Raw genomic sequence first — 20,259 nt, 5'->3', positions numbered from 1 at the left:
GTGCTTGTTCAATTGGTTTCAATTGTGTTGCATTTGTGCTTCTGACGCCACAGCCTCGCCGCCCAGCGCCTTGTAGACCGCCACCAGCCCCACCGCGAGCCGGCTGGTGCTCTGGGCCTGGTCGCGTCTGGCCTGCAGCAGGGTGCGGCGCGCGTCGAGCTCCACGCCGAAGTCGGTGAGCCCGCCCCTGTAGCGCGCCGACGCGAGCACCAGCGCGTCGCGGCTGCGGCGCTCGCGCTCGGCCAGTTCGGCCTGCCGCTGGCGCTCGGCGGCGTAGGCGGTGAGGGCCGAGTCGATCTCATGCCAGGCCTTGAGCACGGTCTGCTGGAAGGCCACGGCCGCTTCCTGCTGCTGCAGTTCGCGCAGCTCGACGGTGCCGCGGCGGCGCCCGCCATCGAAGATCGGCAGGCTGATCGACGGACCCACGTGCCACTGCCGGCTGCCCCATTCGCCGAAACGCTCGCTGCCCACCGATTCGTAGCCGAAGCCGGCGCCCAGCGTCACGCGCGGATAGAGATCGGCCACCGCCACGCCGATGCGCGCGGTGGCGGCATGCAACTGCGCCTCGGCTGCCGCGATGTCAGGGCGGCGGCGCGCGAGTTCGGCGGGCTGGCCGAGCGCGAGCGGCGGCAGCGCGGGCGCGTCGAGCGCGTCGCCCGTGGCGCCCGTGGTGTTGTCCGCCAGCTCGGCATTGAGCGCGCCGGGCGCGGCGCCTGCCAGCAGCGTGATGCGGTTCATCGCATCGGCCTCCTGCTGCTGAAGGGCGGGAATGCGTCCGCGCAGGTCCGCGACCAAGGCGCGCTGGCGCACCGGGTCCAGGTCGGTGACGAGGCCGCCGTCGGCGCGCGCCTGCACCAGTTCGAGCGACTCGGCAGCCGCCGCGATGTCCGCGCGCGCGATGCGCAGCTCGTGCTGCGTGCCGCGCAGTTCGAAGTAGTTGCGCGCCAGCTCGGCCTGCACGCTGAGCCGCGCCTGCCGCAGCAGCGCGGCCGAAGCGCCCGCGTCGGCATCGGCGGCCTCGATGGCGCGGCGCACGCGGCCCCAGAGGTCGATTTCCCACGAGGCATCGAAGCCCGCCTGATAGAGGTTGTAGGGCTCGCTGAGCGTGCGGATGAGCTGGTCGCGGTTGGAGACCGACGAGCCCAGCGCGTCGATCATCCGCGTGGCTGCGCCGGTCTCGCTCTGGCGCTGCCGGGTGACGCCCGCGCTGGCATTCAGTTGCGGCCCCTGCTGCGCGGCGGCGGTGGTGCGCTGCACGCGGCTTTGCGCGAAGCGCAGCGCGGCCGTCTGCAGATCGGGGTTGCTGGCTAGCACCATGGCTTCGAGGCGGTCCAGCACCGGGTCGCCGAAGGCCTTCCAGTCGCCCGATGCGATGCCGGTGCCGGTGGCGCTCTGCCGTTCCGCTCCGAGCAGCGTGGGCGAGCCGCCATGCCATGCGGACCAGTCGGCGGGTGCGTCGGTCTTTGGCGACTGGTGATCGGGCCCCACGGCGCAGCCGGCAAGAGCGAGGGCGAGCGAGAGCGATGCAGCGGCGCAGGCAAGGGACGAAAGAGGATGGGACATGGCGTGCTCCCGTTTTCAGACAAGGCGATTGCGGAATAGCCACGCCGCCAGCGGCAGCGTGACGACGGCGATGACAGCCAGGGGAATCAGGTTGTGCCAGACCGTGGCCAGCCCGACGCCTTCGAGGTACACGCGCTGCACCAGGTCGATGGCGAAGCGCAGCGGATTGGCCAGCGTCGCCACCTGCAGCACATGCGGCATGTTGCGCACCGGCGTGGTCAGGCCCGACAGCAGCATCAGCGGCATCAGCAGCACGAAGGCGTAGAGCATGGCCTGCTGCATGTTCGCCGACACGGCGGAGATCGACAGTCCGATGCCCACGCTCGCCACCGTGAAGAAGAGCAGCCCCGTGTAGAGCGTGACGAGCGAGCCCGCCATCGGAATGCCGAACCAGAAGAGCGCCACCAGCAGGATCAGGGACGACTGCACCAGCCCCACGAGCACCGGCGGCAGCGCCTTGCCGATCATGATCTCGAGCGGCGACATCGGCGTTACCAGCAACTGGTCGAAGGTGCCTTGCTCGCGTTCGCGCGCCACCGAAAGCGCCGTGAGCAACAGCGTCTGCAGCATGCTGAGCGCGGCGATCATGCCGGGCAGCAGGTTCCAGCGCGTCTCCAGGTTCGGGTTGAACCATGCGCGAGATTCCACGGTCAGCGAACGCGGCGGTGCGCCTGCGCGCGTGCGCAACTCGGCGTTGTAGCGCTCGACCACCGCGCTCACGTAGCCCGCCGCCGAGCCCGCGGTGTTGGAGTTGCGCGCATCCAGGATCAGCTGGATGGCCACCGTCTGCCCCGCGCTGAGCTGCTGCTCGAAGTTCGAGGGAATCTGGATGACGAGCAGCGCCTTCTCTGTGTCGATCACCTCGCGGATGTCGGCCTGCGAGCGCAGCGTGGCGACGCGGTGGAACACGCCCGTGCTGTCGAGGTGCGCGATCAACTCCGACGATGCGCCGTTGCGGCTCTGGTCGAGCAGCGCATACGGCACGTTGGTGAGGTCGTAGGTCGCGCCATAGCCGAAGACCAGGCTCTGCATGATCGCTGGCGCCACCAGGATGGCGCGCGTGGCCGGGTCCTTGAGGATGGTCAGCAGCTCCTTGCGGCAGAGGTTGGCCACGCGAAGGAAGAAGTCGATGAGGGCGTTCATGGCCGTGCTTTCAGTCGAGGCTCTTTCGCGTCACCGCGCGTGCCACCAGCAGCAGGCCCACGGCGTACGCCAGCAGGATCGCGCAGTTGCGCCACACCAGCGGCCAGACGTCGCCCGCGAGGAACAGCGTCTTGATGAGGTCCATGAAGTAGGTGGCCGGCAGCGCGTGGCCGATCACCCATACGGCGGTGGGCACGTTGCGCAGGTCGAAGAGAAAGCCCGACAGCATCATCGAAGGCATGAAGGTTGCGATCAGGGCCACCTGGCTCGCGAGGAACTGGTTGCGCGTGACCGAGGAGATCACCAGGCCCAGGCTCACAGCCACGATCAGGTAGAGCATCGAGGCGAACACCACCACGACGAGCGAGCCGTACATCGGCACCGCGAAAAGGTAGCGCGCCGACAGCAGGCACAGCGCCAGGCCCAGCATGCCGACCGCGAAGTACGGAATGATCTTCGCCAGCAGGATCTCCACCGGCCGCACCGGCGTGACGAAGAGCGCCTCCAGCGTGCCGCGTTCCCACTCGCGCGCCATCACCAGCGCGGTGAGGAAGGCGCCGACCAGCGTCATGATGAGCACGATGAGCCCTGGCACCAGGTACCAGGTGCTGGTGTTCGCGGCGTTGAACCACAAGCGCTGCTCGACCGTGACGCTGCCGGCGATCGCGTTGCCGCCCGAGTTGCCGCCGCGGTCCGCCTGCCGCACGCCCGATTGCGCGAGCGCGCCGCTCACATACGCCAGGATGATGCTCGCGCGCCCCGCGTCGGAGCCGTGCACGATGAGCTGCACGCGCGCGTTGCCCGCGGCGAGCGAGCGCGAGAAGTCGGAGGGCACGCGCACGATGCCGTCTACCTTGCGCTCGCGCATCAACTCCTCGGCGTCGTGCATCGAGCCCAGCAGCACAGGCGCGATGGTGGGCGAGAGCGCCAGCCCGGCGATGGCCTCGTGCGCGGTGGGCGAGGCGTCTTCCATCACCACCGCCACGGGCGCGTTCTTCACGTCGAGCGACATGCCGTAGCCGAAGATCAGGATCAGCACCATCGGCAGCAGGATGCCGATGGCCAGGTTGCTGCGGTCGCGCAGCAGCTGGCGGAATTCCTTGCGCGTGAGGGAGATCAGGCGGGACCAGAAGCCGCTCATGCTGCCACCTCCTTCTTCGTCGCGTGCCGCGCGTTCTCGACGATGCCGATGAAGGCCTGCTCCATGTCGATGCGCCTTTCCCTGTCGTCGCCGAGCGCCTGCGCGCGCACCTCCTGCGGCGTGCCGATGGCCAGCACCTTGCCCGCGTCCTGGATCACGATGCGGTCGCAGTACTCGGCCTCCTCCATGAAGTGCGTGGTGATGACGACCGTGGTGCCGCCTTCGGCCAGCGCGGTGATGCGCCGCCAGAACTCGCGGCGCGCGAGCGGGTCGGCGCCGCTGGTGGGTTCGTCGAGGAACAGGATCTCGGGCTCGTGCAGCAGGCCGGTGGCCATGGCCAGGCGTTGCTTGAAGCCGCCCGGCAACTGGCCGCTGGGCGAATCGAGCGAGTGGGCGAGGTCGAACTGGCGCAGCACCGTGTCCATGCGCTCGCGCAGCTTCGCTCCGCGCAGCCCGTAGGCGCCGCCGAAGAACGAGAGGTTCTCGCGCACCGTGAGGTTGCCGTAGAGCGCGAATTTCTGCGAGACGTAGCCGATGCGCTGGCGCGCCTGCGCGCGGGCATGCCGGAGGTCGACGCCCGCCACGCGCAGTTGCCCGCCGCTGGCCGGCAGCAGGCCGCAGAGCATGCGGAAAGTGGTCGTCTTGCCGGCGCCGTTGGGGCCGAGCAGGCCGAAGATCTCGCCGCGACGCACCGAGAAGCTGGTGCTGGCCACTGCGACGAAATCGCCGAAGCGGCGCACGAGGTCCTTGACCTCGATGACGACTTCTTCCGATTGGCCCTGTCTCTGTTGCGATGCCGCGGCCGCCGCTGGGGTGGCGCTGTCGTCGTTCGACGGCTGCGTGCGCAGCAGCGTCATGAAGCCGTCTTCCAGGCGCGGAGCGACCGGCTCGGCGTGAGCGCCTTCGAGCAACGCATCGAATCGCGCGCCGTCCGTTGCGTCACGGCGGATGAAGCGCACTTCGCCGCCTTGCGGTACCGCGTCGACGATGTCCTGCCGCGCGTCGAGCAGGCGGGCCTGCAGCAGCCGCGGCGGCTCGTCGCCGGGCGGCGTCGCGACGAAGCACAGGCCGTCCGCCCGGTCGCGCAGTTCGGCCGGCGCGCCCTGCGCCAGCAGCTTGCCGCCGTGCAGCACGAACACATGGCTGCAGCGCTCGGCCTCGTCGAGGTAGGCGGTGCTGACGATGACGGAGAGCTTTTCCTCGTCTACCAGCTGCTGCACGATCTCCCACAGCTCGCGGCGCGAGAGCGGGTCGACGCCCACGGTCGGCTCGTCGAGCAGCAGCAGGTCTGGCGATCGCACCAGCGTGCAGGCCAGCCCGAGCTTCTGCTTCATGCCGCCCGAGAGCTTGCCGGCGGGCCGGTCGGTGAAGCGGCCGAGGTCGGTCATCTCCATCAGCCGTGCGTAGCGTTCGCGCCGCCTGTCGCGGGGCACGCCGTGCAGGTCGGCGTAGAGGTCGAGGTTCTCCTGCACGCTGAGGTCGTCGTAGAGGCCGAAGCGCTGCGGCATGTAGCTGATGCGGTCCTGCACCGCCTGCGGATCGGCCGACACGTCGATGCCGAGCACGCGCAGCTCGCCCGCGTCGGCGCGCATCAGGCCGGCCATCAGGCGCAGCAGCGTGGTCTTGCCTGCGCCGTCGGGGCCGACCAGTGCGGTGAGCGTACCGGCGGGAATTTCGAGCGACACGTCGTCGAGGGCGGGCACAGGCTCCCTCGACGCCTTCGGCAGAAAGCGCTTGTGCAGCGAGCGTCCGGCCACGGCCGGCCCGGTGACGGTCATCAGGGCTTGCCGGTAGCAGTGGAGGAAGAAGAGGGCGTCAGTTGCAGCCGCACGGTGGCCGGCATGCCGAGGCGCAGCCGGTCCTGCGGGTCGTCGACCATCACCCGGACTTCGTAGACCAGGCTGCTGCGCAGCTCCTCGGTCTGCACGGTCTTGGGCGTGAACTCGGCCACCGACGAGATGTAGCCCACCTTGCCGGCGATGGCTTCGCCGGGCTGGCTGTCGGTGCTCACGCGGGCGTCTTGCCCGGCGCGCACGCGGCCGAGGTCGGGCTCGGCGACATAGGTCCGCACCCACTTGGGATCGGTGATGGCAAGCGTGAAGGCCGGGCGCTGCGGTGAGGCCATGTCGCCGGGTTCGAGCAGGCGGGCGCGCACGATGGCGTCGATGGGCGCCTTGAGCTCCGCCTCGGTGAGCTGGTGGTTCATGAGCGCAAGCTCGGCGCGGGCCGACTCGAGCTGGGCCTGGGCCTGCCCGATGTCTTCCTTGCGCGGGCCGGTCACCACCAGTTGCTGCGCCTTGCGTGCGTTGTCGAGCTGCGCCAGCGCCACCTTGCGCCGTGCCTGCGCGCTGTCTAGATCCTGCTGGCTCACCGCGCGGCCGGCCGTGGTGGCGCCGATGGCCTGCAGGCGCGCGAGCTGCTGCTGCGCCAGTTCGGCATCGGCCTGCGCGGCGGCCACCTGTGCATTGGCCTGTGCAACTTCCTCGGGGCGGCTGCCGGTCTTCAGGCGCAGCAGGGCTTGTTCCTGCACGCCGATGCGCGCCTGCGATTGCGCCACGCGCAGCACCAGCGAGCGGGTGTCGAGCCGGCCGAGCACCTGTCCGGCGCGCACGCGATCGCCTTCGCGCACCGTCAGTTCGGCGACGCGGTCGTTGGCATTGAAGGCCAGCGAGACCTGCCGCAGGTCGACGTTGCCGTACAGCACGAGCTGGTCGGAGGGCGTGGCGGAGCGGTTCGCGTACCACCAGCCGCCCGCCGCGGCGGCGATGACCACAACGGCGACGGCGATGAGGGGTTTCCTGTTCATGGCGTGTTTCCTGGCGGGGCTGCTGCCCTGGAGTCGGCGCGATGTTATCAAATTGAAATTTGAATTTGAAGTATTTTTTTGTTTGGGTTAGCCTCGGGGCATGGCAACCCGCACTCCGCGTACCGACGGCAACGCAACGCGCCTGCACATCCTCGAAACCGCCGGACAGCTGTTCGCGGAGCAAGGCTTCGCAGAAAGCACCAGCAAGGAAATCTGCACGCGCGCGGGCACCAACATGGCCGCCATCAACTACCACTTCGGCGGGCGCGACGGCCTCTACGAGGCCGTGCTGGTCGAGGCGCACAAGCAGCTCGTGAGCCTCGACGAGCTGATGGCGCTGTCGGTGGAGTCGACCGATCCGCGCCAGAAGCTGCGAACCTTCCTCACGCACATGGTCGAGATGAGCGCCCAGCCGAAGGCGCCCTGGGGCTTTCGCGTGGTGCTGCGCGAGGCGCTGTCGCCGTCGCCTGCCATGCCGGCGCTGATCCAGCGCGCGGTGCTGCCCAAGGCCAAGCTGCTGCGCGGCATCGTCGGCGAGACCATGGGCCTGCCCGACGACCATCCTTCGGTGCAGCGCAGCCTGCTGCTCACGGTGTTGCCGTGCCTGGTGCTGACGGTGGCGCCCAAGGACCTGAGCAGCAAGGTGCTGCCGGCCTTGAAGGACACGCAGGCCCTGGCCGACGAAGTCGTGCGCTACGTGCTCGCGGGGCTCGACGCGGTGGCAAAGGCCGCCGAGCCGCCTGCGGCGCCTAAAGCTGGAAAGCGACGGTGAGCAGCAGGCCTTCCGCCACGTCGCGCACCAGTCCCGGCCTGCGCGCGCGATAAGGCTCGCCGGCCGAAGCGGTTGTCTCGATCCACTCGGCCAGCCATTCGATGTGGTCGTGGCCGTAGAACACCACGGCCGCCTCGTGGTTCAGCAGCAGGCTGCGCAGGTCGAGGTTGATCGAACCGCACATCGCGAGCTCCTCGTCCACCACCACCGCCTTGGCGTGCGCCATGAAGGGCAGCATGCGAAAGCTCACGCCTGCGCGCGCCAGGTCGCGCATGGCGCGTGCGCGTACGAAGTCGGCCAGCCGGTGGTTGGATTGCGCGGGCATCGCGATGGTCACCTGCACGCCGCGCCGCGCAGCCAGCCGCAGCGCGTCGCGCAGGCCGTCGCCGGGCACGAAGTAGGGCGTGATGGCGAGGATGCGGTGCTCGGCGCGGAAGCAGGCGTCGATCAGCAGCGCATGTGCCGTGTCTTCCGTCTGGTCAGGGCCGCTCGGCAGGAACTGGGCCATGGCCGTGCCCGGGCCCTCGGCGTCGGGCGCGGTGATGGCGCGGGCCTTGCGGCTGCGCACCGAGGCCCAGTCGTGGTCGAACTGCCGCGCCGCCGCTGCCGCCACGCTGCCGCGCAGGTCGAAGGAGAGATCGCGCCAGGCTTCGGGATGCTTGTCGTTGCCGGTGAAGTACTCGCCCGCGAGGTTGCGCCCGCCCGACCACAGCCAGCGGTCGTCGGCGATGGTGAACTTGCGGTGGTTGCGCAGGTTGCGCGGACCGATGCGGCGCAGGCTGAAGAAGGGGCGGAACACCGCCACCTCGCCGCCCGCCGCGCGCAGCCGGTCGAAGTGATGGCGCGGCAGCGAGAGCGCACCGAAGCCGTCGAGCAGCACCCGCACCTTGATGCCCTCGCGCGCCCGCTGGGCAAGCCGGTCGAGCACCGCATGCCCGAGCGGATCGTCGCCGATGATGAAGGTGCACACGTCGATGCGTTCGCGCGCGCCGTCGATCACCTCCCACAGCGCCTCGCGCGCGGCCTCGCCGTCGGCATGCATGCGGATCGCGCTGCGCCCGGGCGGCGCGAGGCCGAAGCTCTCGATCAGGTCGGCTGCCCAGTGGCCCGGCGGCACCGAGCGCGGCGGCCTGGGGGAACCCGCCGGGCGCAGCTTGCGCTGGCCGAACAGCAGGTACATCGGCAGGATGAAATAGGGCATCAGCACCAGCCCCATGACCCAGGCGATGGCGGTGGTGGGGGCGCGCTGCTCGCGGCGCGCGCGCGTGGTCAGCACGTAGACCAGCAGTGCGAAGGTGACGACGAGAAAGTGCTGCGAGGGTGAAGGCAGCCAGTCGAACTCTTTGGTCGGCATGAATCGATGATGCCTCAGCGCTGAGGGCGGCGCCTTCAGTGTCCCTTCAGCGCTGCAGGAAGGCCGGTACGTCGCGCCCCTGCGAGGCGAGGAACCGCATCATCGGGTCGACCACCGCGCGCACCGCGGGCCGGTCGCCCACGCGCGTGCGCCAGGCCAGCAGGCGCGGGGTGGCATCGGTCATGCCGGCGCCCTTGCGGTCGGCGAACACGCAGGCCATGTAGAAGGCGATGTCGGCGAAGGAGTAGGGGCCGGCGATGTACTCGCGCGTGGCCAGCAGGCCTTCCATCTCATCGTAGAAGCGGGCACAGCCGGCGCAGGCCGCGATCGCGGGAGCGCTCTGCATGGCCTCCTGCAGGCCGAAGAGCTTGATGACGTTCGGGAAGAAGACCTCGTCGGACTTCTGCTCCAGCTGCCGGGCGCGGGCCCGCTCGGCAATGCCATCGGGCCACAGCGCGGGGCTGGGATAGCGGTCTTCCAGGTACTCGAAGATCTGCGTCGAGTCGAAGAGCGACACCTCGTCGTCGACCAGCACGGGCACCTGCTGCTTGACGGGATTGACCCGAAGCACCTCGGGGTGCTTGGGCTCGTAGTGGTCGCCTTCGATGAAGGGCACCATGACCAACTCGAAGGGCACGCCTTTCTCGCGTGCCGCGATCTCGACCTTGGCGCCGAACATGCTGAGGGGACCGGAGTAGATGTGAGTCGTCATGGTCCCCGACTTCAACAGAAACCGGGCTTCAGGTCGAGCCCCACACCTCCTGCGCCGTCTCGACCACCAGGCGCAGCTTGTTGCGCTGCGCTTCCACCGCGATGTTGTTGCCGTGCACGGTGCTGGAGAAGCCGCACTGCGGCGACAGTGCGAGCTGGTCGAGCGAGGCGTACTTGCTCGCGTCCTCGATGCGGCGCTTGAGCTCGTCCTTGTCTTCCATCTCGCCGAACTTGGTGGTCACGAGGCCGAGCACAACGGTCTTGCCCTTGGGCAGGTAGCGCAGCGGCTTGAAGTCGCCCGAGCGGGCGTCGTCGTATTCCATGAAGTAGGCGTCGAGGTCCATCTCCTTGAGCAGCGCCTCGGCCACCGGCTCGTAGTTGCCCGCGGCCGCGTGCGTGCTCTTGAAGTTGCCGCGGCAAAGGTGCATGGCCAGCAGCATGCCCGGCGGCTTCTGCGCCACCACCTTGTTGATGAAGGCGGCGTAGCGGTGCGGCAGTTCGTTCGGATCGTCGCCGCGCTTGCGGGCGGCTTCGCGCATGTGCTCGTCGCACAGGTAGGCGAGGTTGGTGTCGTCCATCTGCACGTAGGTGCAGCCGGCGGCGGCCAGCGAGCGCAACTCGTCGCCGTAGGCCTTGGCCACGTCGTCGTAGAAGGTCGGGTCGAGCTCGGGGTAGGCGTCCTTGCTGATGCCGGCGCGGCCGCCGCGGAAGTGCAGCATGGTCGGCGAGGGAATCGTCACCTTCGGCGTGCGGCCGGCCGAGACCTGGCTCTTGAGGTACTGGAAGTCGGCGAGCTGGATGTCCTTGACGTGGCGCACCTTGTCCAGCACGCGCATCGCTGGTGGAGCGAGTTCTTCAGTGCCGTCGGGCTTGCGGATGGTGACCGGAATGTCGGTCTTCACGCCGCCGAGCTGGTCGAGGAAGTCGATGTGGAAGTAAGTACGGCGGAACTCGCCGTCGGTGATGCTCTTCAGGCCGATGTCTTCCTGGAACCTGACGATCTCGGTGATCGCCTTGTCCTCGACAAGGCGAAGCTGCTCGGGCGTGATCTCGCCCTTGGCCTTCTGCTCGCGGGCTTCGAGCAGGTACTTGGGGCGCAGGAAACTGCCCACGTGGTCGTAGCGGGCAGGCAAGGCGGCGTGCTGTGTCATGGATGACTCCGTCGGGATTCTTTGGGGAATGAGCGGAACATCGTATCGCCTTCGAAAAGGTGATTGCTGTATACAGATATCTCGGTGTTTACCCTCGAAATACCCAGAAAGACTAGAAATTTCCCGCTTTCTGTATACATTGAGTATTCATGAAAACGCCCACGACCGCCTTTCCCCTGAACGCCTGGTACGCAGCCGCCTACGACGTCGAAGTGCGCCATGCGCTGCTGCCTCGCACCATCTGCAACCAGAAAGTGGTGCTGTTCCGCCGTACCGACGGGCAGGTCGCCGTGCTCGAGGACGCCTGCTGGCACCGGCTGATGCCGCTGTCGCTGGGCCGCCTGGAGGGCGACGAACTGGTCTGCGGCTATCACGGCCTCGTCTACAACAGCCAGGGCCGCTGTACGCACATGCCCAGCCAGGAAACGCTGAACCCCTCGGCCTGCGTGCGCAGCTTTCCGGCAGTGGAAAAGCACCGCTTCGTGTGGATCTGGCCCGGCGACCCGGCCAAGGCCGACCCGGCGCTCATTCCCGATATGCACTGGAACGACGATCCCGCCTGGGCCGGCGACGGCAAGATGATCCGCGTCAACTGCGACTACCGCCTCGTGGTCGACAACCTCATGGACCTGACGCACGAGACCTTCGTGCACGGCTCCTCCATCGGCAACCGCGAAGTCGCCGAGGCCCCCTTCGTCGCCACGCACGGCGACCGCTCGGCCACCGTCACGCGCTGGATGGAGAACATCGATCCGCCGCCCTTCTGGGGCAGCCAGATCCGCCATGCGCGCGGCTACAACGGCAAGGTCGACCGCTGGCAGATCATCCGCTTCGAAGGTCCGTGCACAGTGAACATCGACGTCGGCGTGGCCGAGGCCGGCAGCGGCGCGGTGCCGGCCGACGGCAACCCTGGCGACCGCAGCAAGGGCGTGAACGGCTACGTGCTCAACACGATCACGCCCGAGACCGACAAGACGTGCCTCTACTTCTGGGCCTTCGCGCGCAACTACTGCCTGGGCGAGCAGCGCCTCACGCACGAGCTGCGCGAGGGAGTGTCGGGCATCTTCCGCGAGGACGAGCTCGTGCTCGAGGCGCAGCAGAAGGCCATCGACGAGCACCCCGACCACCAGTTCTACAACCTCAACATCGACGCCGGCTCCATGTGGGCGCGCAAGCTGATCGATCGCATGGTCGAGAAGGAGAAGCCCGCGCGCGCGGCGATCCCGATCCGTCCGGCCGAGAAGGAGGCCGCGTGAAGGTCGCGGCCGTCTCCTCCGCCGCCGAGCCCGGCGACAGCGGCAGTTCGCAAGCTGTGAAGGCGCAGCTGCGGCTGCGCGAGATGATCCTCGCGGGCGAGCTGCCCGGCGGCGCGCGTATCGCCGAGGTGGCGATCTCCGAGCAGCTCGGCGTGTCGCGCACGCCGGTGCGCACCGCGCTGATGCGGCTCGAACAGGAAGGCCTGCTCGAGGCGCTGCCCAACGGCGGCTATGCGGTGCGTACCTTCTCCGAGCGCGACGTGGCCGACGCCATCGAGCTGCGCGGCACGCTCGAAGGCCTGGTGGCCCGGCTCGCCGCCGAGCGCGGCGCGGCGCCGGTGGTGCTGCGCGAGGCGCGCGCGTGCCTGCAGCGCATAGACGAGTTGCTGCGCGAGCCTGCGCTCGACGACGCGGCCTTCTCGCGCTACGTGACGCACAACGAGCGCTTCCATGCGCTGCTGTGCGAGATGGCGGGCAGCCCCGTCATCGCGCAGCAGCTGGAGCGCGTGGTCAACCTGCCGTTCGCCTCGCCCTCGGGCTTCGTCGTTGTGCAGGCCAATTCGCCGGCCGCGCGCGACATGCTCGTGGTCGCGCAGGACCAGCACGTGCAGGTGCTCGACGCCATCGAGTCCGGCGAAGGCTCGCGCGCCGAGGCGCTGATGCGCGAGCACAGCCGCATCGCGCGACGCAACCTGCGCGAGGCGCTGCATGGCACGCCCACGGCGGAACAGCGTCCGTTGCCGGGCGTGCAGCTGATCCGCCGGCGCGGCTGATTCCACCTCTCTCTCCCATTTCTCCTTCGTGTTGTTCCCCCGATGAAAAGCGATCTTCAATGGATGCAGGCGCAGGTCGTCGCGCTGCGCGACGTGACGCCCACCGTGCGCGAGTTCGAACTGCGCCCCGAGAGCGGGTTCGCCGCCGCCCATGAACCCGGCGCCCACCTGCAGGTGCAGGTGATGACGGCGCAGGGCCGCGTGCAGACCCGCTCGTACTCGCTGGTGAGCGAGGGCGACGGCAAGTGCTGGCGCATCGCCGTCAAGCGGCTCGACGATGGCCGCGGCGGTTCGCTCGCGATGTGGCGGCTCGCGGTGGGCGACCGCCTGCAGGTGAGCGCGCCGCAGAACCACTTCCCGCTCGACCTCTCCGCGCCAGGCTATTTGCTGGTGGCCGGCGGCATCGGCATCACGCCGCTGGTGCTGATGGCGCAGCGGCTGGGCGCGCATGCGAGGCGCAGCGGCGTACCGGTGAAGATGCTCTACGGCGCGCGCAATGCGGCCGAGTTCGGCTACCTGCCGCACCTGCGCGAGGCGCTCGGCGAGAGCGGCGTCGAGGCCCACGAAGGCGCGACGCCCATCGACTTCGCCGCCGCCATCGCCGCGCTGCCGCCCGGGGGCCAGCTCTACACCTGCGGTCCGGTGCCGATGCTCGAGGCCGTCAAGCGCGCGTGGCACGCGGCGGGCCGTGCCATCGCGGACCTTCGCTTCGAGACCTTCGGCAGCAGCGGCCGGCTGGCCACGCAGCCCTTTCAGGTGCGCATTCCGCGGCACAATCTCGCCATCACCGTGCCGGCCGACTGCACGCTGCTCGAGGCGCTCGACGCGGCGGGCGTGCAGACGCTTTCCGACTGCAAGCGCGGCGAGTGCGGCCTGTGCGCCATGGACGTGATCTCCGTCGACGGCGAGATCGACCACCGCGACGTGTTCCTCAGCGAGCACGAGAAGAAGTCGGTCACGCGCATCTGCGCCTGCGTGTCACGCGCGGTGGGTACGCTCACGCTCGACTCCGCCTATCGCGCCGACAGCTGACCGGCTCCCCCGGAATACACCCTGCGCGATGATCGCGCAGTTAATTTGTCAATCGCGCAACAAAGGCCGGCGACGGTCGCCAGCTAGGTGATTGCCTGCTGCGCCGGATGTTGCAAAGTGTTGAAAATAGCCCCGGTTCGCGTTCCGCCCCTCAAAGGAAAAAACATGCAAAGACGCCATCTCATCCAGACCGCCGCCCTGTCGGCTCTTGCGCTTTCGATGTCGCTGGCCAGCGCCCAGGACAACAAGTTCAAGATCGGCCTGATCCTTCCGATGACGGGCCAGTCGGCCTCCACGGGCCGCCAGATCGAAGCCGCCGCGCGCCTGTACATGGCCCAGAACGGCGACACCGTGGCCGGCAAGAAGGTGGAGCTGATCGTCAAGGACGACACCGGCCTGCCCGACGTGACCAAGCGCCTCGCGCAGGAGCTGGTGGTGAACGACAAGGTCAACGTGCTGGCCGGCTTCGGCCTGACGCCGCTGGCCCTCGCGGTGGCGCCCATCGCCACCCAGTCGAAGACGCCCGAGGTGGTGATGGCCGCCGCCACGTCGAGCATCACCGAGGCATCGCCCTACATCATCCGTTCGAGCTTCACGCTGCCGCAGGTGTCGGTGGCCATGGGCGACTGGGCGCCGAAGAACGGCGTGAAGACGGTCGTGACGCTGGTGGCCGACTATGGCCCGGGCAACGACGCCGAGAAGTTCTTCACCGAGCGCTTCCAGCTCAACGGCGGCAAGGTGCTCGACAAGCTGCGCGTGCCGCTGCGCAACCCCGACTTCGCCCCCTTCCTGCAGAAGGTGCGCGACGTGAAGCCCGATGCGCTCTTCGTCTTCGTGCCCTCCGGCGCAGGCGCGGCGGTGATGAAGCAGTTCCTGGAGCGCGGCATGGACAAGGCCGGCATCCGCATGATCGCCACTGGCGACGTGACCGACGACGACCAGCTCAACGACATGGGCGACGGCGCGCTCGGCGTTGTCACCTCGCACCACTACTCGGCTGCGCACCCCTCGGCGCTGAACAAGAAGTTCGTCGAGGCCTTCGAGAAGGCCAACCCCAAGATGCGCCCCAACTTCATGGCCGTGGGCGGCTATGACGGCATGCGCGTGATCTACGAGGCGCTCAAGGCCACCAAGGGCCAGGGCGGCGGCGAGGCGCTGCTGGCGGCCATGAAGGGCCAGGTCTTCGAGAGCCCGCGCGGCCAGGTGCTGATCGACGCGCAGACGCGCGACATCGTGCAGGACGTGTACCTGCGCAAGGTCGAGAAGAAGGACGGGCAGCTCTACAACGTCGAGTTCGACGTGATCAAGGGCGTGAAGGACCCGGGCAAAGCAAAATAAAGGCTCGCCCCCAGGCTGCGCGCACTTCGTGTCGCTTCGCCAACCCCCTACCGGGGGCAACACCTGAGGCCCGGCAAAGCCGGTTCCTCGGTGTTTCGCGAAGAGACCGCAAGGCACGGCCCGTGTTTGAGTAGCTGACATGTTGACCATCCTTTTCGACGGCATCGCCTACGGCATGCTGCTCTTCGTGCTCGCCGTCGGGCTGGCCGTGACGCTGGGGCTGATGAACTTCATCAACCTCGCGCACGGCGCCTTCGCCATGGCGGGCGGCTATCTCACGGTGTTCGCGATGCAGAAGCTGGGCGTGCCGTTCCTGGCCTGCCTGCCGCTCGCGTTCATCGTCGTCGCGCTGGCCGGCGCGCTGCTCGAGCGAACGCTCTACCGGCCGATGTACGGCAAGCCGCACCTCGACCAGGTGCTCTTTTCCATCGGCCTGGCCTTCATGGCCGTGGCTGCCGTCGACTACTTCGTGGGCTCGTCGCAGCAGAACGTGCAGCTGCCCGAATGGCTGCGCGGTCGCACCGAGATCGGTGACGGCGCGCTGCTGCTGGGCATGGGCCACTACCGGCTCTTCATCATCGGCGTGTGCGCGGTGCTCACGGTGGTGCTGCAGCTCATTCTTTCGAAGACGCGCTTCGGCAGCCGGCTGCGCGCGGCGGTCGACGATCCGCGCGTGGCGGCGGGGCTGGGCATCAACGTCAACGTCGTGTTCCTGCTGACCTTCGCAGTGGGCTCCGGGCTCGCGGGGCTGGGCGGCGCGCTGGGCGCGGAGATTCTCGGGCTCGATCCGACCTTCCCGCTCAAGTACATGATCTATTTCCTGATCGTGGTCTCGGTCGGCGGCACCTCGTCGATCACCGGGCCGCTCGCGGCGGCGCTGCTGCTGGGCATCGCCGACGTGGCGGGCAAGTACTTCATTCCGAAGATGGGCGCGTTCACCGTCTACCTGCTGATGATCCTGATCCTGATGTGGCGCCCGCAGGGCCTGTTCACGCGCAAAGGGGGCCGCTGAATGAGCACGCCTCCCGTTGTCGCCGATTTCCAGTCGGCCCTGCTGCGCAAGGCGCGCTGGCGTCCGCTCGAGTTCGTCGTCTGGGCCGCGGCCTTCGCGCTGCCGCTGGTGATGCCTTCGCACTCGTTGCTGGTCAACGAGATCGCCATCGTCGCGCTGTTCGCGATGTCGCTGGACCTGATCCTGGGCTACACCGGCATCGTGTCGCTCGGCCATGCAGCCTTCTTCGGCTTCGGCGCCTATGCGGCGGCGCTCTTCGCCAAGCTCGTGATGCCCGACCCGACCGTGGGCCTGCTGTTCGCGACCGTGCTGGCCGCGCTGCTGGGCATGGTGGCCAGCGTGACGATCCTGCGCGGCAGCGACCTCACGCGGCTGATGGTCACGCTGGGCACCGCGCTGCTGCTGCTCGAACTCGCCAACAAGCTCGACTGGCTCACCGGCGGCGCCGACGGCCTGCAGGGCGTGGTGATGGGGCCGGTGCTCGGCATGTTCGAGTTCGACCTGTACGGCCGCACGGCAGCCTGGTATTCGCTGGCGGTGATGCTGGTGCTGTTCCTCGTGATGCGCCGCCTCGTGCATTCGCCTTTCGGCGCCACGCTGAAGGCCATCCGCGACAACCGGCTGCGCGCCATGGCCATCGGCATCCCGGTGGTGTCGCGGCTGGTGGTGATCTACACCGTGGCGGCCGGCATCGCCGGTGCCGCGGGCGCCCTGCTGGCGCAGACCACCGGCTTCGCCTCGCTCGACGTGCTGGCCTTCGACCGCTCGGCCGACGTGCTGCTGATGCTGGTCATCGGCGGCGTGGGCTGGCTCTACGGCGGCGTGGCGGGCGCCATCGTCTTCAAGCTGCTGCAGACGTGGTTGTCGGCGGTGACGCCGCAGTACTGGATGTTCTGGATCGGGCTGATCCTGGTGCTGCTGGTGCTTGTCGGGCGCGACCGCCTGCTGAAGCCGTGGACATGGTTCGGCGCAAGCAAGGGCAAGAAGGGCGGTGCGGCATGACCGACACCGTGCTTTCCACCTACGGCCTGGTGATGCGCTTCGGCGGCATCACGGCCACCAACAACGTGACGATGGAGCTCAAGCGTGGCGCGCGCCATGCGCTCATCGGCCCGAACGGCGCTGGCAAGACCACGCTCATCAACCAGCTCACTGGCGTGCTCACGCCGACCGAAGGCCGCATCACGCTGATGGGCGAGGACATCACCTCGCTCGCGCCGCACAAGCGCGTGGCGCGCGGGCTGGTGCGCACCTTCCAGATCAACCAGCTGTTCGACTCGATGACACCGCTCGAAACGCTGGCGCTCGTGGTGTCGCAGCACCAGGGTGCAGGCGCGCAGTGGTGGAAGCCGCTGGGTTCGAGCAAGGCCATCGCCGAGCGCGCGGCGCAACTGCTGGAGCAGTTCCACCTCAGTGACGTGGCGCAACAGCAGGTGAAGCACCTGGCCTACGGCAAGCGCCGCCTGCTTGAAATCGCCATCGCGCTGGCCTGCGAGCCGCGCGTGCTGCTGCTCGACGAGCCGGTGGCGGGCGTGCCCGCCGGCGAGCGCGAGGAGCTGCTGCAGACCGTGGCCGCGCTGCCGGCCGACGTGTCGGTGCTGCTGATCGAGCACGACATGGACCTGGTGTTCAGCTTCGCCGACCGCATGACTGTGCTGGTCAACGGCACCCTGCTGACCGAAGGCGACCCTGAGACCATCGCCAACGATCCGAAGGTGAAGGAGGTCTATCTGGGCCACGGGGAGAGCGCGCATGTCTGAACTGCTGCGCATCGAGAACCTGAGCGCCGGCTACGGCGAGGCCGTGGTGCTGCACGACGTGGCATTCGCGCTCGGCGAGGGGCAGACGCTCGCGCTGCTGGGCCGCAATGGCACGGGCAAGACCACGCTGATCAACACGCTCGCGGGCGCAACGCGCCAGCACGGCGGCAACATCTCGCTGGGCGGCCAGGCCCTGCACAAGCTCGCACCGCACCTGCGCGCGGCGGCCGGCATCGGCTGGGTGCCGCAGGAGCGCAACATCTTCAAGTCGCTGACGGTGCACGAGAACCTCACGGCGGTGGAGCGGCCCGGCAAGTGGAATCCGCAGCGCGTGTACGAGATGTTCCCGCGCCTTGCCGAGCGCAAGACCAACCTCGGCACGCAGCTTTCGGGCGGCGAGCAGCAGATGCTGGCCGTGGGCCGCGCGCTGGTGCTCAACCCGAAGCTGCTGCTGCTCGACGAGCCGCTCGAGGGCCTCGCGCCCATCATCGTGGAAGAGCTGCTGCGCGCCATTCGCCGCATCACGCAGGACGAAGGGCTGGCCGCGATCATCGTGGAGCAGCATCCGCAGGCGATCCTCGCGATCTCCGACGAGGCGGTGGTGCTCGACCACGGGACCATCGTCCACACCGACAGCGCGGCCGCGCTGCGCAGCCAGCCGCAGGTGCTCGACCGGCTGCTGGGCGTGGCGCGGTAGCAGACAGACACGACAAGCAAAAAAGGAGACAGACAGATGGCGACCCCGAAGACAGTGTTCAGCGGGGGCGCCATGCTGGCGACCGCCGCGTTGTTGCTCGCGGCTTGCGGCACCACCACCGGCCCGAAGAGCCTCTCGCTCGGCGCCGATCCGGCGGCGGCCTGCGCTGCACTTGTCGCGCCGGTCGCTGCGTCGGCGATAGGCCTGCCGAGCGGCGCGGCGACGATCGATTCAGCGACGCTGGTGCCGGCCTCCGCGCTCGCAGTGGCCGAGCGCGGGCCCAGCCCCGCCTCACGCATCACGCCGGCGATGCCCTCGTATTGCAAGGTGCTGGGCCGCATCGCGCCGCTCGATGCCAGCGCTCCGCCCATCATGTTCCAGGTCAACCTGCCGCTCGCGTGGAACGGGCGCAGCGTGCAGTACGGCGGGGGCGGCTTCAACGGCGTGCTGATCACCGGCCTCTCGCTTGTGCCGGCCGCGCGCTTCGACCTGCCCACGCCGCTGGCGCAAGGCTACGTGACCTACGGCACCGACTCCGGTCACCAGAGCGTGGCGGGCCAGCCGCCGCAGGCCTTCGCGCTCAACGACGAGGCGCTGACCAACTTCGCGCACGCCTCGTACAAGAAGGTGCGCGACGTGGCGGTGGCGCTGATGCAGCGCGCCTACAGGCAGGCGCCGCAGAAGCTGTACTTCATGGGCAGCTCCGAGGGCGGGCGCGAGGCGCTCACGATGGCGCAGCGCTATCCGCAGGACTTCGACGGCATCTTCAGCCGCGTGCCGGTGATCAACTGGACGGGGCTGCAGCACGCCGGCACGCGCAACGGCATCGCCACCTTCGGCGAGGGCTGGCTGCGGCCGGCGCAGGTGCAACTGGTGCACGACGCGGTGCTCGCATCGTGCGACGCGGCGGACGGCGTGGCCGACCGCATCGTGTCGAACCCGGTGGCCTGCCTGCAGCGCTTCGATCCGGCCACGCTGCGCTGCGCGGCGGGCACGAGCGGCGACAACTGCCTCAACGATGCGCAGGTGCAGGCGGTGCGCACGCTGCGTTCGCCGTGGCGTGCGCCGGTGCCGCTGGCCAATGGCATCAACGAGTACCCCGGCTGGGGCATCGGCGGCGAGGCGACGCCGGCCTTCGCCTCGATGGGGGGCTGGAACGCATGGTGGACCGGCACTGCCGCCCCGACCGTGCCGCCGCAGCCCAGCAACGGCATCGCGTGGTTCTACGGCAGCGGCGCGCTGCAGTATTTCTACGCGCGCAATCCCTCGCTCGACGTGCGCAACTACCGCGCCGAAGACTACGCCGCGCGCATCGCCACCGTGTCGCAGCTCATGGATTCGACCAACCCCGACCTGAGCGCATTCAACGCCCGCGGCGGCAAGCTGCTGATGCTGGAGCACATGGCCGACTACGCGCAGAGCCCGTTCGCCGGCATCCGCTACTACGAGTCGGTGGTCGCCCGCCTGGGGCGCGACAACGTGGACCGCTTCATGCGCCTGTACACCGCGCCGGGCGTCGACCACGTGGGAAGCGGCGCGCCGGCCAATGTCGACATGCTCGGCGCGCTGGCCGACTGGGTCGAGCGCGGAAAGGCGCCTGGCGGCCTGCAGTTGGTGGAGCAGGAGGTGCAGCCGCCGTTCAAGGTCACGCGTGCGCGTCCGCTGTGCGAGTGGCCGATGTGGCCGCGCTATGTGAGCGGCGATGCCTCGCAGGCGGCGAGCTTCCAGTGCAGCAGGTAGCGGCGCGAAG

At 68.9% G+C, this 20,259-nt stretch carries 18 protein-coding genes; 10 read left to right on the top strand and 8 right to left on the bottom strand.

Annotation, left to right across the window (positions count from 1 at the left end):
• Positions 1–18: 18 nt before the first annotated feature.
• From SFB74_RS21900 to SFB74_RS21880, 5 genes are read right to left on the bottom strand one after another with little or no spacing between them, the layout of a single operon-like run.
• The gene (locus tag SFB74_RS21900; RefSeq protein WP_432726384.1) at positions 19–1,563 is read right to left on the bottom strand and encodes an efflux transporter outer membrane subunit; all 1,545 of its coding nucleotides are present in this window, start codon (positions 1,561–1,563) and stop codon (positions 19–21) included.
• Positions 1,564–1,578: 15 nt separating this feature from the next.
• Positions 1,579–2,706, bottom strand: coding sequence for an ABC transporter permease (locus SFB74_RS21895; protein ID WP_432726382.1), 1,128 nt, complete (start codon positions 2,704–2,706; stop codon positions 1,579–1,581).
• A gap of 10 nt (positions 2,707–2,716) precedes the next feature.
• Positions 2,717–3,847, bottom strand: a complete 1,131-nt coding sequence (locus SFB74_RS21890; protein ID WP_432726381.1) for an ABC transporter permease — start codon at positions 3,845–3,847, stop codon at positions 2,717–2,719.
• Positions 3,844–5,625 carry an ATP-binding cassette domain-containing protein gene (locus SFB74_RS21885; RefSeq protein ID WP_432726380.1) on the bottom strand — a complete coding sequence of 594 codons (1,782 nt, stop codon included), beginning with the start codon at positions 5,623–5,625 and terminating at the stop codon, positions 3,844–3,846. Before SFB74_RS21885 ends, SFB74_RS21890 begins: the two co-directional genes overlap by 4 nt.
• Positions 5,625–6,653: an HlyD family efflux transporter periplasmic adaptor subunit gene (locus SFB74_RS21880; RefSeq protein WP_432726379.1), complete on the bottom strand. Its 1,029-nt coding sequence runs from the start codon at positions 6,651–6,653 to the stop codon at positions 5,625–5,627. Before SFB74_RS21880 ends, SFB74_RS21885 begins: the two co-directional genes overlap by 1 nt.
• A gap of 100 nt (positions 6,654–6,753) precedes the next feature.
• On the opposite strand from SFB74_RS21880, the gene SFB74_RS21875 reads away from it, so the two are divergent.
• Entirely contained in the window at positions 6,754–7,425 is a 672-nt protein-coding gene (locus tag SFB74_RS21875; protein ID WP_432726378.1) for a TetR/AcrR family transcriptional regulator, read from the top strand.
• On the opposite strand, the gene SFB74_RS21870 is transcribed toward SFB74_RS21875, so the two are convergent.
• The 3 genes from SFB74_RS21870 to SFB74_RS21860 are packed head-to-tail and all read right to left on the bottom strand — an operon-like array spanning position 7,403 to position 10,641.
• Positions 7,403–8,779 carry a phospholipase D-like domain-containing protein gene (locus SFB74_RS21870; protein ID WP_432726377.1) on the bottom strand — a complete coding sequence of 459 codons (1,377 nt, stop codon included), beginning with the start codon at positions 8,777–8,779 and terminating at the stop codon, positions 7,403–7,405. The genes SFB74_RS21875 and SFB74_RS21870 overlap by 23 nt on opposite strands.
• A gap of 46 nt (positions 8,780–8,825) precedes the next feature.
• Positions 8,826–9,491, bottom strand: a complete 666-nt coding sequence (locus SFB74_RS21865; RefSeq protein ID WP_432726376.1) for a glutathione S-transferase family protein — start codon at positions 9,489–9,491, stop codon at positions 8,826–8,828.
• 28 nt (positions 9,492–9,519) lie between these two features.
• A complete protein-coding gene (locus SFB74_RS21860) occupies positions 9,520–10,641 on the bottom strand; it encodes a 5-methyltetrahydropteroyltriglutamate--homocysteine S-methyltransferase (protein ID WP_432726375.1) in 1,122 nt (373 codons plus the stop codon).
• Positions 10,642–10,790: 149 nt separating this feature from the next.
• On the opposite strand from SFB74_RS21860, the gene SFB74_RS21855 reads away from it, so the two are divergent.
• The 9 genes from SFB74_RS21855 (at position 10,791) to SFB74_RS21815 (ending at position 20,249) form a co-directional block, all read left to right on the top strand.
• Complete coding sequence (locus SFB74_RS21855; RefSeq protein WP_432726374.1) at positions 10,791–11,897, top strand: Rieske 2Fe-2S domain-containing protein; 1,107 nt, start codon at positions 10,791–10,793, stop codon at positions 11,895–11,897.
• Positions 11,894–12,670, top strand: coding sequence for a GntR family transcriptional regulator (locus tag SFB74_RS21850; protein WP_432726373.1), 777 nt, complete (start codon positions 11,894–11,896; stop codon positions 12,668–12,670). The genes SFB74_RS21855 and SFB74_RS21850 overlap by 4 nt, the downstream gene beginning before the upstream one ends.
• A gap of 42 nt (positions 12,671–12,712) precedes the next feature.
• Entirely contained in the window at positions 12,713–13,702 is a 990-nt protein-coding gene (locus SFB74_RS21845; protein ID WP_432726372.1) for a PDR/VanB family oxidoreductase, read from the top strand.
• A 165-nt stretch (positions 13,703–13,867) separates the two neighbouring features.
• A complete protein-coding gene (locus tag SFB74_RS21840) occupies positions 13,868–15,040 on the top strand; it encodes an ABC transporter substrate-binding protein (RefSeq protein ID WP_432726371.1) in 1,173 nt (390 codons plus the stop codon).
• A 139-nt stretch (positions 15,041–15,179) separates the two neighbouring features.
• A complete protein-coding gene (locus SFB74_RS21835) occupies positions 15,180–16,052 on the top strand; it encodes a branched-chain amino acid ABC transporter permease (RefSeq protein WP_019655845.1) in 873 nt (290 codons plus the stop codon).
• Complete coding sequence (locus SFB74_RS21830; RefSeq protein WP_432726370.1) at positions 16,053–17,054, top strand: branched-chain amino acid ABC transporter permease; 1,002 nt, start codon at positions 16,053–16,055, stop codon at positions 17,052–17,054. It begins immediately after the preceding gene.
• A complete protein-coding gene (locus tag SFB74_RS21825; RefSeq protein WP_432726369.1) occupies positions 17,051–17,812 on the top strand; it encodes an ABC transporter ATP-binding protein in 762 nt (253 codons plus the stop codon). The genes SFB74_RS21830 and SFB74_RS21825 overlap by 4 nt, the downstream gene beginning before the upstream one ends.
• Entirely contained in the window at positions 17,805–18,509 is a 705-nt protein-coding gene (locus tag SFB74_RS21820; protein ID WP_432726368.1) for an ABC transporter ATP-binding protein, read from the top strand. The genes SFB74_RS21825 and SFB74_RS21820 overlap by 8 nt, the downstream gene beginning before the upstream one ends.
• A 36-nt stretch (positions 18,510–18,545) precedes the next feature.
• The gene (locus SFB74_RS21815) at positions 18,546–20,249 is read left to right on the top strand and encodes a tannase/feruloyl esterase family alpha/beta hydrolase (protein ID WP_432726367.1); all 1,704 of its coding nucleotides are present in this window, start codon (positions 18,546–18,548) and stop codon (positions 20,247–20,249) included.
• Positions 20,250–20,259 lie beyond the last annotated feature (10 nt).

Source organism: Variovorax xiamenensis, from assembly GCF_050916385.1.
GTDB lineage: Bacteria > Pseudomonadota > Gammaproteobacteria > Burkholderiales > Burkholderiaceae_C > Variovorax.
The sequence above is the reverse complement of the archived record's forward strand: the minus strand, read 5'-3'. Positions and strand labels throughout refer to the sequence as shown.

Coding starts and splice junctions, on each gene's coding strand:
- SFB74_RS21900 (WP_432726384.1), bottom strand. CDS start 1,563: ATGTCCCATCCTCTTTCGTCCCTTGCCTGCGCCGCTGCATCGCTCTCG.
- SFB74_RS21895 (WP_432726382.1), bottom strand. CDS start 2,706: ATGAACGCCCTCATCGACTTCTTCCTTCGCGTGGCCAACCTCTGCCGC.
- SFB74_RS21890 (WP_432726381.1), bottom strand. CDS start 3,847: ATGAGCGGCTTCTGGTCCCGCCTGATCTCCCTCACGCGCAAGGAATTC.
- SFB74_RS21885 (WP_432726380.1), bottom strand. CDS start 5,625: ATGACCGTCACCGGGCCGGCCGTGGCCGGACGCTCGCTGCACAAGCGC.
- SFB74_RS21880 (WP_432726379.1), bottom strand. CDS start 6,653: ATGAACAGGAAACCCCTCATCGCCGTCGCCGTTGTGGTCATCGCCGCC.
- SFB74_RS21875 (WP_432726378.1), top strand. CDS start 6,754: ATGGCAACCCGCACTCCGCGTACCGACGGCAACGCAACGCGCCTGCAC.
- SFB74_RS21870 (WP_432726377.1), bottom strand. CDS start 8,779: ATGCCGACCAAAGAGTTCGACTGGCTGCCTTCACCCTCGCAGCACTTT.
- SFB74_RS21865 (WP_432726376.1), bottom strand. CDS start 9,491: ATGACGACTCACATCTACTCCGGTCCCCTCAGCATGTTCGGCGCCAAG.
- SFB74_RS21860 (WP_432726375.1), bottom strand. CDS start 10,641: ATGACACAGCACGCCGCCTTGCCTGCCCGCTACGACCACGTGGGCAGT.
- SFB74_RS21855 (WP_432726374.1), top strand. CDS start 10,791: ATGAAAACGCCCACGACCGCCTTTCCCCTGAACGCCTGGTACGCAGCC.
- SFB74_RS21845 (WP_432726372.1), top strand. CDS start 12,713: ATGAAAAGCGATCTTCAATGGATGCAGGCGCAGGTCGTCGCGCTGCGC.
- SFB74_RS21840 (WP_432726371.1), top strand. CDS start 13,868: ATGCAAAGACGCCATCTCATCCAGACCGCCGCCCTGTCGGCTCTTGCG.
- SFB74_RS21835 (WP_019655845.1), top strand. CDS start 15,180: ATGTTGACCATCCTTTTCGACGGCATCGCCTACGGCATGCTGCTCTTC.
- SFB74_RS21830 (WP_432726370.1), top strand. CDS start 16,053: ATGAGCACGCCTCCCGTTGTCGCCGATTTCCAGTCGGCCCTGCTGCGC.
- SFB74_RS21825 (WP_432726369.1), top strand. CDS start 17,051: ATGACCGACACCGTGCTTTCCACCTACGGCCTGGTGATGCGCTTCGGC.
- SFB74_RS21820 (WP_432726368.1), top strand. CDS start 17,805: ATGTCTGAACTGCTGCGCATCGAGAACCTGAGCGCCGGCTACGGCGAG.
- SFB74_RS21815 (WP_432726367.1), top strand. CDS start 18,546: ATGGCGACCCCGAAGACAGTGTTCAGCGGGGGCGCCATGCTGGCGACC.